11 protein-coding genes are annotated in these 11905 nt (G+C 71.9%); 4 read left to right on the top strand and 7 right to left on the bottom strand.

The window, feature by feature from the left end:
* Positions 1-31: 31 nt before the first annotated feature.
* The 4 genes from CNQ36_RS07890 to CNQ36_RS07875 form a co-directional block, all read right to left on the bottom strand.
* Positions 32-1006, bottom strand: a complete 975-nt coding sequence (locus CNQ36_RS07890) for a CopD family protein (protein WP_121545458.1) — start codon at positions 1004-1006, stop codon at positions 32-34.
* A gap of 166 nt (positions 1007-1172) precedes the next feature.
* The gene (locus CNQ36_RS07885) at positions 1173-2546 is read right to left on the bottom strand and encodes a CoA transferase (RefSeq protein WP_121545457.1); all 1374 of its coding nucleotides are present in this window, start codon (positions 2544-2546) and stop codon (positions 1173-1175) included.
* Positions 2547-2631: 85 nt separating this feature from the next.
* A complete protein-coding gene (locus CNQ36_RS07880; RefSeq protein ID WP_004933078.1) occupies positions 2632-4164 on the bottom strand; it encodes a S8 family peptidase in 1533 nt (510 codons plus the stop codon).
* 52 nt (positions 4165-4216) lie between these two features.
* On the bottom strand, positions 4217-5746 hold the full coding sequence (locus CNQ36_RS07875; RefSeq protein ID WP_121545456.1) for a S8 family serine peptidase: 1530 nt from the start codon (positions 5744-5746) through the stop codon (positions 4217-4219).
* A 271-nt stretch (positions 5747-6017) separates the two neighbouring features.
* Between CNQ36_RS07875 and CNQ36_RS07870 the strand changes: the two genes are divergently transcribed.
* The 3 genes from CNQ36_RS07870 (at position 6018) to moaA (ending at position 9145) form a co-directional block, all read left to right on the top strand.
* Positions 6018-6374 carry a DUF485 domain-containing protein gene (locus tag CNQ36_RS07870; RefSeq protein WP_004933084.1) on the top strand — a complete coding sequence of 119 codons (357 nt, stop codon included), beginning with the start codon at positions 6018-6020 and terminating at the stop codon, positions 6372-6374.
* The gene (locus CNQ36_RS07865; protein WP_004933088.1) at positions 6371-7999 is read left to right on the top strand and encodes a solute symporter family protein; all 1629 of its coding nucleotides are present in this window, start codon (positions 6371-6373) and stop codon (positions 7997-7999) included. Before CNQ36_RS07870 ends, CNQ36_RS07865 begins: the two co-directional genes overlap by 4 nt.
* Before the next feature lie 156 nt (positions 8000-8155).
* Positions 8156-9145 (top strand): GTP 3',8-cyclase MoaA, encoded by a 990-nt coding sequence (moaA, locus tag CNQ36_RS07860; RefSeq protein WP_121545455.1) that lies wholly within the window; start codon positions 8156-8158, stop codon positions 9143-9145.
* 12 nt (positions 9146-9157) lie between these two features.
* Here moaA and CNQ36_RS07855 read toward each other — a convergent pair whose 3' ends face one another.
* Positions 9158-9382, bottom strand: coding sequence for a hypothetical protein (locus CNQ36_RS07855; protein ID WP_040907549.1), 225 nt, complete (start codon positions 9380-9382; stop codon positions 9158-9160).
* A 224-nt stretch (positions 9383-9606) separates the two neighbouring features.
* A complete protein-coding gene (locus tag CNQ36_RS07850; RefSeq protein WP_040907550.1) occupies positions 9607-10005 on the bottom strand; it encodes a DUF3099 domain-containing protein in 399 nt (132 codons plus the stop codon).
* A gap of 244 nt (positions 10006-10249) precedes the next feature.
* Here CNQ36_RS07850 and CNQ36_RS07845 point away from each other — a divergent pair, with 244 nt between their 5' ends.
* Positions 10250-10534, top strand: coding sequence for a GlsB/YeaQ/YmgE family stress response membrane protein (locus tag CNQ36_RS07845; RefSeq protein WP_121545454.1), 285 nt, complete (start codon positions 10250-10252; stop codon positions 10532-10534).
* A gap of 70 nt (positions 10535-10604) precedes the next feature.
* On the opposite strand, the gene tyrS is transcribed toward CNQ36_RS07845, so the two are convergent.
* Positions 10605-11873, bottom strand: coding sequence for a tyrosine--tRNA ligase (tyrS, locus tag CNQ36_RS07840; protein WP_121545453.1), 1269 nt, complete (start codon positions 11871-11873; stop codon positions 10605-10607).
* Positions 11874-11905 lie beyond the last annotated feature (32 nt).

Here is an 11905-nt window from a genome sequence, read left to right as displayed (position 1 = left end):
CGCGTCACGAAGACCCGTTCCCGGCGCCCGTTCACCAGCGGATCGGCACCGGAAGCGCCGTCAGCAGTCCCGACACCGCGACCACCGCGCCGAGCGCGTACACCTCGGCCCGCGCGGGGGAGCAGGCGGTCAGCGGATCCGCCGCGCGGGCCAGCCGGATCCGGGACCACAGGGCGAGCGCGGCGACCCCCGCCATCAGGACCACCTTGGCGAGCAGGACGCGCCCGTACGCCGTGTCCGTCAGCTGCTCCAGGACGGTCTCCGGCGGCATCCGGCGCAGCGAACTGCCCACGCCCGTCGCGGTGATGGCGACGAGGAGGGCGGCGGCCACCCGGGCGTAGCGCCCCAGCAGCGCGACGGCCGCCTCCCCCCGCGGCCACCGTCGCAGGGTGCGCAGCACCTGCAGCAGGCCTCCCGCCCAGAGCGAGGCGCAGACCAGGTGCACCAGGGTCAGCCCGGAGCCGATCAGCGGGCTGTACTCGGTCGTCGGATGCGCCCGCAGCGCCTCCGCCACGATCACCGCGGCCAGCGGCCACGCCTGGGTGCCGGGGCGGCCGGACGCCGCGCACAGGGCCGCCGCGAGGAACGCGTTGACCTCCAGGAGGGCGAGTTTGCCGTCCCTGGAGCCGTAGAGACCGCCGACGTCGATGTCGGCGAGGCCGCCGGGAACCAGGTTGCCGGTGGCCACGACGGAGGCGAGTCCGAGGGCGGCCACGAAGCCGACGGAGTTCGCCGCGGTGGACCAACTCCGGGGCGCGGCGGCGGGAGCGCCGGGCACCGAACGCGCCATCCGCTTCACGAACAGCTCGCCGACGGGTACGGACAGCGCGGCGAACAGCACCGTCCGCAGCAGGGCTATGCCACCGGTGCCGGGCGCGTCGGCCTCCCCGGTGCCGTGCAGCGCGGGCGACGGCCCGAGCAGCGGTATCAAGGCGCCCACCCCCACCAGCACGAGCACCCCGACGGCCCGCCGCCGCCCACCGTCCACCCCGACCCCGGTTCTCATCAAACTCACCCCGGAATCTTCACAAGCCCCCCAGACCAGGGCAAGCCCGCAGCCGCGCACAACTCGCCCTCCCCCACGCAGCTGCGGGCAGTCGTGCCGCTGGGGCGGCACGGGTGGGCGCAGCGGCACCCTGTAAGCGCCGGTAAGCGACACCCCACCCGCCCGCTCAAACCCACCGCGCCGGATCGGCACCCCAACCCCCCGGCCCCCGCCCCCAGTCACGCGGCCCACCCTCGAACACCACCGGCGACAAGGCGTACCGCAGCCTCCCCAGCGCACTCTCCCGCTCCGACAGCCACCCCCCGACAGCCACGTCACCGGAAGAGGACACCCCGTCCCCCCGGGAAGCCCCCGCCAGCAACCACCCCGCGGTCCGCGCCAACGCCACCCGCACCACCCTGCTGCCCCCCGCCTCCACCTGCTCACCGACCGCCCGCAACACCCCCGCCGCCAGCAGATACCCCGTGCCGTGGTCGAGCGCCTGCGCCGGCAGCACCCCCGGCCGCCCCGCCGCCGACCCTTCCGTCGCCGCGATCCCCGTGGCCACCTGCACCAGACTGTCGAACCCCCGCCGCCCGCCCCACGGCCCGTACGCGCCCCACGCCGACAGCTGCGCCACCACCACCCCGGGCCGCCGTTCGGCCAGCGCCCCGGCGGTCAGCCCGAGACGGTCCAGGGCGCCCGGACGGTACCCGGTCACCACCACGTCCGCCGTCGCGAGCAGTTCCTCGAACACCTCCCGGTCGGCCGTCAGGTCCAGCAGCGCCGACCGCTTCCCGAACCCCGTGTCGGCGTGCTGCCCGGGGAGTTCGGGCAGCCCCGGCGCGTCCAGGCGCAGCACGTCCGCGCCGAGCAGGGCGAGCGTCCGGGTGGCGACCGGGCCCGCGATGACCCGGGTGAGGTCCAGCACCCGCAGCCCCGCCGCGGGCAGCAGCGGACCCGCGCCCGTCCCCAGCGGCGGGAGGTCCCGCGCGGCTGCCGAGTCCAGCCGCTCCCGCTCCACCAGGGGGCGCTTCGCCACCTCCGCGCCCTGCGGGTGCGCCGCCCACTCCTCGGGCGTCCGCAGGGCGATGGCGAGACCCCCGGCCGCGTACACCGCCTCCTCGGCCTCGCGCGCGGAGCGCTCCGCGAGCGCCGCCGCCACCGCGTCCGGGTCCCCGGGCACGTCCAGCGCGGCCAGCAGCCGGGCCCGGTGGTGCGGGTAGTTGGCGTGCGTGCGCACCCACCCGTCGGCGGTCCGCCAGAACCGCGACAGCGGCGCGAAGGTCTCCGGGGCCCGCCCGCCGACCAGCAGATGCCGCTCGCTGGTGAACGCGGCGGCCACCGCGCCGTCGTCCACCGTCACCGCCGGCACCCCGCCGCCCGTACGCCGGGCCCCCAGCTCGGCGGCGGCCAGCGCGCACGCGCCGACGCAGGAGCGCGCCGACTCCCGTACGGGCAGGCGGGCGGGGAGCGTGCCGGGCCGTTCGACCCGGGACACGCGCGCGAGCAGGGCGGGGTCGCCGCCGAGGGCGGACCACACGGACGTGATGTCGGTCATGACCGCACTATGCCGCGAGAGGGGGCCGGGCGGAGCGCCCGGCCCCCTCTCGAACCGTTCCCGCGTGACTGCCGGGTGAGCGTGACTACCGCGTCACCGCGTCCAGCGCGTCGGCGGTGCCCCAGCCGTAGAAGCCGTTGCGGTTCTTCGGGCCCTCGCACACCGCGTCGACCTTGCCGTCGCCGTCGATGTCGTACGGGTCCGTGCACGCGGTGGCGTCGGCCTGCGCGTACAGCATGGCCTTGACCAGCGCCGGCGAGGCCTTCGGGTGCGTCGACTTGATCAGCGCGGCGACGCCCGCGACGTGCGGGGACGCCATCGACGTGCCCGCCATGTAGCCCCACGACCCGCCGGGCAGTGTGCCCAGGATCAGGCCGCTGGTGGCCGGCGGCTCCGGCGTCTGGTAGCGCGTGGAGTCGCCGCCGGGCGCGGCGATGTCGATGACACCCCGGCCGTAGTTGGAGAACGACGACTTCAGGCCCTTGGCGCCGGTCGCCGCGACCGTCACGACACCCGGCAGCTGCGTCGGGATGTCGAGGCACTCGGTCGGGTCGATCACCCGGTCCGACGGGGTGCCGTCGTTCGGGGAGACCGGGTCGGTGATCTCGTCGGCGGCGAGGTCGTAGTTCTCGTTGCCGGCCGCGGCCACGTTCACCGCGCCCTTGCGCTCCGCGTACCGGGTGGCCCGGGTGACGGCCTCGAGGAGCGCCGTCTGGTCCGGGTCGTTCTTGCAGTTGAAGTACCAGGGGTCGGTGTAATAGCTGTTGTTGGTGACGTCGACCCCGTGCTCGGCCGCCCACATGAAGCCGCACACCACGGCCTCGGTGTAGAAGTAGCCGTCCGGGTTGGACACCTTGATGCCGGAGACCTTCACGCCGGGCGCGACACCGGTCATGCCGACGCCGTTCTTGGCGGCGGCGATCTCACCGGCGACGTGCGTGCCGTGCGGGCTCTCCTGCGCGCCCGGCCGCCAGGCGCCGTCGCTCGTGTCCGGCTTGCCCGTCACGCAGTTGACCGACGCGGCCCGGTCGAAGTTGGGCGCGATGTCCGGGTGGGTGTCGTCGACGCCGGTGTCGATGACGGCGACGGTCACCTTGGAGCTGCCAAGCGACTTCTCGTGCGCCTTGTCCGCCTTGATGGCGGGCAGGTCCCACTGCAGGCCCTGGAGCGGGTCCTGGTCCGCGGCCGCGGCCGACTCGGCCCGGGCGATCTCGGCGGCGCTGAGCGCCTTCGGGGCGCCCATGTCCGCGGTGACCGCCGACGGCAGCGGCGCGTTGCGGGTGGCGCCGGCCGACTGCACCCCGCGCACCGTGCGGATGGTCTTCGCGAAGTCGGCGTTCGACGAGTGGACGACGATGACGCCGATCTTGTCGTACGACGTCACGACGGTGCCGCCGGCCTTGGCGATCGCCTTCTTCACGTACGCCGACGTGGCGTGCCCGCCCTTGACGTTGACCACGTAGCTGAGCGAGGAGGCGTCGGCGGAGACCGCGGCCGGCGCCGCGTCGGCCGGTGCGGCCGTGGCCGCGGTGTTCGGCAGGAACGCCAGCGCCGTCGCCATGGCCATCCCGGCCGGGATGACGAGCGCGCGGCGGTGACGCGGGAGGGACGCTGTCATGAAGTCTCCAGTTCGTTCACGAATGCGGGCGGAAAGTGCGGTCTGACGGCGCTCACTTGACGGCGCGCAGCGCGTCGACGATGCCGAAGCCGTAGAAGCCGTTGACCCGGCTGCCGCCCTCGCAGGTCGCGTCCTGCACGCCGTCGCCGTCCTGGTCGTAGGACTCGGGACAGCCCGGGTTGTTCGCCTGGGCCTTCAGCAGCGCCTGCAGCTGGGCCGGGGTGGCCCGCGGGTGCTTGGACTTCAGCAGCGCGGCGACGCCGGCGGCGTGCGGGGAGGCCATCGAGGTGCCCTGCAGCCAGGCGTACTGGCCGTTCGGCATGGTGGACAGGATGCGGCCGTCCTTCGACGGGGTGTCCGGCAGCTGGTAGCGGCGGTCGCCGCCGGGCGCGGCGACGTCGACGACGCCCTTGCCGTACGTGGAGTAGTACGACTTGAGGTTCTGCACGCCCGTCGCGCTGACCGTGACGACGCCCGGCAGCTGGGTCGGGATGTCGTAGCACTCGGACGGGTCGATGGTGCGCTCGACCGGCGTGCTGTCGTTCGGGCTGGACGCGTCGTCGATGGCGTCGGAGGCCAGGTCGTGGTTGGAGTTGCCGGCCGAGGCGAGGTGCAGCGTGCCCTTCTTCTGGGCGTACAGCTGGGCCCGGTTGACCGCGTCGACGATCGCCTTCTGGTCCGGGTCGTCCATGCAGTTGTACAGCCACGGGTCCACGTAGTAGCTGTTGTTCGTGATCTCCACGCCGTGGTCGGCGGCGAAGACGAACGCGCAGACGACGTTCTCCGGGTAGAACAGGCCGCTGTCCGGGTCGCTGACCTTGATGCCGGCCACCTTGACGCCGGGAGCGACGCCGGCGACGCCGACACCGTTGCGGGCCGCGGCGATCTCACCGGCGACATGGGTGCCGTGGTAGTCGTCGGCCGTGTACGGCCGCCAGGCGCCCTCGCTGGTGTCCGCCTTGCCGCCGACGCAGTTGGCCGACTGGGAGGCGGAGAAGTTCGGGGCGAGGTCCGGGTGGGTGTCGTCGACGCCGGTGTCGATCACGGCGACGGTCACCTTGCCGCTGCCCGGGTTGATCTTCGCGGCCTTGTCGGCGCCGATCGCCCGCAGGTCCCACTGGTCGGCCTCGAGGGGCTCGCTGCCGGGGGTCAGCGCGGAGGCGGCCCGCGTCCTGGCGGCCTCGGCGGCCGTCACGAAGTCGGCGGCGCCCGCGTCGGTGGTCCCGGCCGGGGTGAGCGGCGAGGTACGGGTGGCGCCGGCCGACTGGACGCCGCGCACCGCGCGGATCTCCTTGCCGAAGTCCGGGTTCGCCGAGTGCACGACGATCACGCCGATGCGGTCGTACGTGGCGACGACCTTCCCGTCGGCGGCGGCGATCGCCCGCTTCACCGACGCGATGGTGCGGTGGTCCGCCTTGGTGTTGACGACGTACGCCAGGGCGGGCGCGTCCGCCGCCTGCTCGGCCGCCGCGGTCCGCGGGGCCGCCGAGGCCGCCGCCGGAATGAAGCCGAGAGAGGCGGTCAGGGACAGCACGACGGGCACGGCGAGGACGAGCCGGCGTCTGGAACGCAGATGAGCCATGGGGTCTCCACATCATCCGGAAACGAAACCGGCCCGAACAGGAGATGGTGCTGCTCGGGCAGGTACATGACGGGGTGGTGCAGGGTGAAGCTATCCCGCGCTCTCGCTGGCCAGCAATGTTTTGCCGGGAACGTCTTCGGAAAACGGCACCGGAAAAGAACGCCGGAGAGTTGAACCGGTCCTCGCGTGGCGCCGTGCCCTTGGGCAGGAAGCGCGAGGACACTCGCCTTCCGTCCCCGTCCGACCCGCACCCGCACCGCGAGGAGACTCCGTGGCCGCCGAAGCACCGCCCCCCTCGAAGGAACAACACAAACTCCCCACCCCCGAGGAGTTCACCGAGGTGCAGGAGAGCGCTGAGTTCGGTGAACTGCGCCGCTCCCACCGCTCCTTCGCCTTCCCGCTGACCATCGCCTTCGTCGTCTGGTACCTGCTGTACGTCCTGCTCTCCAACTACGCGGGCGGCTTCATGGGCACCAAGCTGTTCGGCAACATCAACGTCGCCCTGGTCTTCGGCCTGTTGCAGTTCGTCACCACGTTCCTCATCGCGTGGTGGTACTCCCGGCACGCCGCCGCCCAGCTCGACCCCAAGGCCGAGGCCATCAAGACCCGTATGGAGGGCGGCGCATGAGCCCCGCGATCACCCATGTCACCCTCGCCGCGAACGAGGCGAGCGAACACCGCACGCTGATCATCACGCTGTTCGCGCTGTTCGTCGTCGCGACCCTCGGCATCACCGTCTGGGCGGGCCGGCAGACCAAGGACGCCGCCGACTTTTACGCGGGCGGACGGCAGTTCAGCGCCTTCCAGAACGGACTCGCGGTCTCCGGCGACTACATGTCGGCCGCGTCCTTCCTCGGCATCGCGGGCGCCATCGCCCTCTTCGGCTACGACGGCTTCCTGTACTCCATCGGCTTCCTGGTCGCCTGGCTGGTCGCCCTCCTCCTGGTCGCCGAGCCGCTGCGCAACTCCGGGCGCTACACGATGGGCGACGTCCTCGCCTACCGCATGCGCCAGCGCCCGGTGCGCACCGCCGCCGGCACCTCCACCATCGTGGTGTCGATCTTCTACCTGCTGGCCCAGATGGCGGGCGCCGGCGTCCTGGTCTCGCTGCTGCTCGGCATCACCTCCGACGCCGGAAAGATCCTCATCGTCGCCCTCGTCGGCGTCCTGATGATCGTGTACGTCTCCATCGGCGGCATGAAGGGCACCACCTGGGTCCAGATGGTCAAGGCCGTGCTGCTCATCGGCGGCACGCTCCTCATCACCTTCCTGGTCCTGCTGAAGTTCAACTTCAACATCTCCGACCTGCTGGGCAGCGCCGCCGAGAACAGCGGCAAGGGCGAGGCCTTCCTCGAGCCCGGCCTGCAGTACGGCGCCGACGGCACCACCAAGCTGGACTTCATCTCCCTCGGCATCGCCCTGGTGCTCGGCACCGCCGGTCTGCCGCACATCCTGATCCGCTTCTACACGGTGCCCAACGCCAAGGCCGCCCGTAAGTCCGTGAACTGGGCCATCGGCATCATCGGCGGCTTCTACCTGATGACCATCGCCCTCGGCTTCGGCGCCGCGGCACTGATCTCCCAGGACGAGATCATCGCGTCCAACCCGTCGGGCAACACGGCGGCCCCGCTGCTCGCCCTGCACCTGGGCGGCGTCGAATCGGCCTGGGGCGCGATCCTGCTCGCCACCATCTCGGCGGTCGCCTTCGCGACCATCCTCGCCGTGGTCGCCGGACTCACCCTGGCCTCGTCGTCGTCCTTCGCGCACGACATCTACGCCAACGTCATCCGCAAGGGGAAGGCGACCGAGAAGGAGGAGATGAGGGCGGCCCGCTGGGCGACGGTCCTCATCGGCATCGTCTCCATCGGGCTCGGCGCCCTCGCCCGCGACCTGAACGTGGCCGGCCTGGTCGCGCTGGCCTTCGCGGTCGCCGCGTCCGCCAACCTGCCGACCATCCTCTACAGCCTGTTCTGGAAGCGGTTCACCACCCAGGGCGCCCTGTGGTCGATCTACGGCGGTCTCGTCGTCGCCGTCGGCCTGGTGCTCTTCTCGCCCGTGGTCTCCGGCGACCCCAAGGCGATGTTCCCGGACGTCGACTTCGCCTGGTTCCCGCTGAAGAACCCGGGCATCATCTCCATCCCGTTCGGCTTCCTGATGGGCTGGCTCGGCACCGTCCTGTCGAAGGAGGAGCCGGACGCCAAGAAGTACGCGGAGCTGGAGGTCCGGTCCCTGACCGGCACCGGCGCCCACTGACCCACCCCCGCGGCCGCGCCGTACGGACCCCGACCGGTCCGTACGGCGCGGCCGTGCGTCATCCCGCCGGCCGGGGACACTGTGGGTTGTCGGCGGCGTCACGTAGGCTCGCAGGTAGCCGGGAACGAGTGATCCGCGTCGAGGGAGGGGGCCCACGTGCTCATCGACACCTACGGCCGAGTGGCCACCGACCTGAGAGTCTCACTGACCGACCGGTGCAATCTGCGCTGCACCTACTGCATGCCCGAGGAAGGGCTGCAGTGGCTGGCCAAGCCCGACCTGCTCACCGACGACGAGATCGTCCGCCTCGTCGGCATCGCCGTCACCTCTTTCGGCATCGAGGAGGTCCGCTTCACCGGCGGCGAGCCGCTGCTCCGCCCCGGACTGGTCGGCATCGTGGAGCGCGTCGCCGCCCTGGACCCCCGCCCGCAGATGTCCCTCACCACCAACGGCATCGGCCTGCGGCGCACCGCGGCCGCGCTGAAGGCGGCGGGCCTGGACCGGGTCAACGTCTCCCTCGACACGCTCCGCCCGGACGTCTTCAAGACCCTCACCCGCCGCAACCGCCACCAGGACGTCCTCGACGGCCTGTCCGCGGCCCGCGAGGCCGGTCTGACGCCCGTGAAGGTCAACTCGGTCCTGATGCCGGGGCTCAACGACGACGAGGCCCCCGACCTGCTCGCCTGGGCCGTGGAGCAGGACTACGAGCTGCGTTTCATCGAGCAGATGCCGCTGGACGCCCAGCACGGCTGGAAGCGCGACGGCATGATCACCGCGGGGGACATCCTCACCTCCCTGCGCACCCGCTTCGAACTGACCCCCGAGGGCGACGAGGCCCGCGGCTCCGCACCGGCCGAGCGCTGGCTGGTCGACGGCGGCCCGCACCGCGTCGGCGTCATCGCCTCCGTCACCCGCCCCTTCTGCGCCGCCTGCGACCGCACCCGCCTGACGGCCGACGGACAGGTGCGCACCTGCCTGTTCGCCACCGAGGAGACCGACCTCCGCGCGGCGCTGCGCTCCGGCGCCCCCGACGAGGAGATCGCCCGCCTCTGGAGGCTCGCCATGTGGGGCAAGAAGGCCGGAGCGGGCCTGGACGACCCGACCTTCGTCCAGCCGGACCGCCCGATGTCCGCCATCGGCGGCTGAGCCGCACAGGCCTTAGGCCCCTTCGGGGGCCTTCCAGTCGTCGAACGGGACGACGTCCTTCAGGAAGCCGCGCACCCCGAGGAACTGCGACAGATGCTCGCGGTGCTCCTCGCAGGCGAGCCATGTCTTACGGCGCTCGGGGGTGTGCAGCTTCGGGTTGTTCCACGCCAGGACCCACACGGCGGCGGCACGGCAGCCCTTGGCGGAACAGATCGGCGTCTCGGGATCAGGGACCATCACACGCCGACCCTAACCCGGCCGGAAAAGGCGACGCCGAGCAGCCACGGGGGGAGCTGCCCGGCGTCGGTCTGTCGCTCCGACGGGGGATGCGGAGCGCGTACGAAGTATGTCACGGCACACCCCGCCACCGCCCCCGGATGGACATGATTGATCTGAGGTTTTCTTGAGCTTGGCGGGGAACTGCCTTCCGCTTGCCGGCGTTCCCGCTCCCGCCCCGCTCCTCACGACCGCTCGGGCCGCTCCGTTCGTGCGCCCGGCGCCGCCTGTGACGCCACATCTTCCGCATCGGATTCCGCGGAGCCGTCATTCGTCCGCGCCGGCGCGATCATCGGCTTCATCGGCGTCGTCACGAAGGTCGACGGCAGTGACGGCGCGTTCTCGCGCCCGGCGTTGGCGATCACCACCGCGACGTACGGCAGCACGGCGCCGAGCACCAGCGCCACGATCGCGACATGCCGCTCCACGTTCCACAGCGTCGCCGCGAGGATGACCGAGATCGTGCGGACGGCCATCGAGATCACATACCGGCGCTGCCGCGCCCGTACGTCATCCTGCAGACCCGTCCGCGCGCCGGTGATCCGGAACACCTGGACGCTGCCGCCGCCATGCTGCTTCCGCATCACATTCCACCGTCCGCCCGCATCGGGACTTGCCCGTACCTGACCGCCCGTGACCCGCTCCGTGCCGCCGGGTCCGAACATGTCCACGTTACGCCGCGTCCGCGCCCGTCACGAGGGCGGGTCGGCACGCCCGTGGGACACCGGGGCCGCGCCGCGGCGCGCGCGGCTTGTCCGACATGCGGCGTACCGCGTCCGGGCCGACACTGGCCGTAATGCTCGCGTCAAGCCGTACGAGGAGGCAGTCATGGGCTGGTTGTGGGCGATCATCGTGGGCTTCGTGCTGGGGTTGATCGCCAAAGCGGTGATTCCCGGCAAGCAGCACAGTCCCCTGTGGCTGACCACCATCTGCGGCATCCTCGGCGCCATCGTGGGCAACTCGATGGCGCGGGGCTTCGGGATCGAGGAGACCCCCGGCTTCGACTGGGGCCGGCACATCTTCCAGCTGGGCGCGGCGATCGTCATCGTCTTCATCGTGGACATGCTGTACACCTCGATGAAGCGCAAGCGGCACGAGCAGCAACGGGTCTGACACCCCCGAGGCGCCGAAGGGGCGGTCTCCGGCACGCGCCGGAGACCGCCCCTTCCGCGAGCCCGCCGGCTCAGCCGGCCGTGACCTCGACCGCGGCCAGGTTCTTCTTCCCGCGGCGCAGCACCAGCCAGCGCCCGTGCAGCAGGTCCTCCGTGGCGGGGACGGCGTCCTCGGCGGTGACCTTGACGTTGTTCACGTAGGCGCCGCCCTCCTTCACCGTGCGCCGCGCGGCGGACTTGCTCGGCACCAGGCCGACCTCGGCGAACAGGTCGACCACCGGGCCGAGCTCGCTCACCCGGACGTGCGGCACCTCGGAGAGCGCCGCGGCCAGCGTGCGGTCGTCCAGCTCACCCAGCTCGCCCTGCCCGAAGAGGGCCTTGGACGCGGCGATCACGGCGGCCGTCTGGCCGGCGCCGTGCACCAGCGTCGTCAGCTCCTCCGCCAGCGCGCGCTGCGCTGCGCGGGCCTGCGGCCGCTCCGCCGTCTGCTTCTCCAGCTCCTCCAGCTCCGCACGGGACCTGAACGACAGGATCCGCATGTAGCCGGAGATGTCCCGGTCGTCCACGTTCAGCCAGAACTGGTAGAACGCGTACGGCGTCGTCATCTCCGGGTCGAGCCAGACCGCCCCGCCCTCGGTCTTGCCGAACTTGGTGCCGTCCGCCTTCGTCATCAGCGGAGTGGCGTAGGCGTGGACGGAGGCCTCCGGCTCCAGCCTGTGGATCAGGTCCAGGCCGGCCGTGAGGTTGCCCCACTGGTCGCTGCCGCCCTGCTGGAGGACGCAGCCGTACCTCCGGTACAGCTGGAGGAAGTCCATCGCCTGCAGCAGCTGGTAGCTGAACTCCGTGTAGCTGATGCCCTCGGAGGACTCCAGCCGCCGGGCGACCGAGTCCTTGGTCAGCATCTTGTTGACGCGGAAGTGCTTGCCGATGTCCCGCAGGAACTCGATCGCGGAGAGGTTCTGCGTCCAGTCGAGGTTGTTGACCATCGTGGCCGCGTTCTCACCCTCGAAGGTCAGGAACGGCTCGATCTGACCACGCAGCCGCTCGACCCAGCCCGCGACGGTCTCCGGCGCGTTCAGGGTGCGCTCCGCGGTCGGGCGCGGGTCACCGATCTGGCCCGTCGCCCCGCCGACCAGCGCCAGCGGCCGGTGACCGGCCTGCTGGAGCCGGCGCAGCGTGAGCACCTGCACCAGATGCCCCACGTGCAGGGACGGCGCCGTCGGGTCGAAGCCGCAATAGAACGTGACGGGACCGTCCGCGAGCACCTTGCGCAAAGCGTCCTCGTCGGTGGACTGGGCGAACAGCCCGCGCCACTTCAGCTCGTCGACGATGTCCGTCACGGTTCTCGTGTCTCCTCGATGATCTTCGGCCG

The sequence above is a fragment of the Streptomyces fungicidicus genome, from assembly GCF_003665435.1.
Classification (GTDB): Bacteria; Actinomycetota; Actinomycetes; order Streptomycetales; family Streptomycetaceae; genus Streptomyces; species Streptomyces fungicidicus.
The sequence above is the reverse complement of the archived record's forward strand: the minus strand, read 5'-3'. Positions and strand labels throughout refer to the sequence as shown.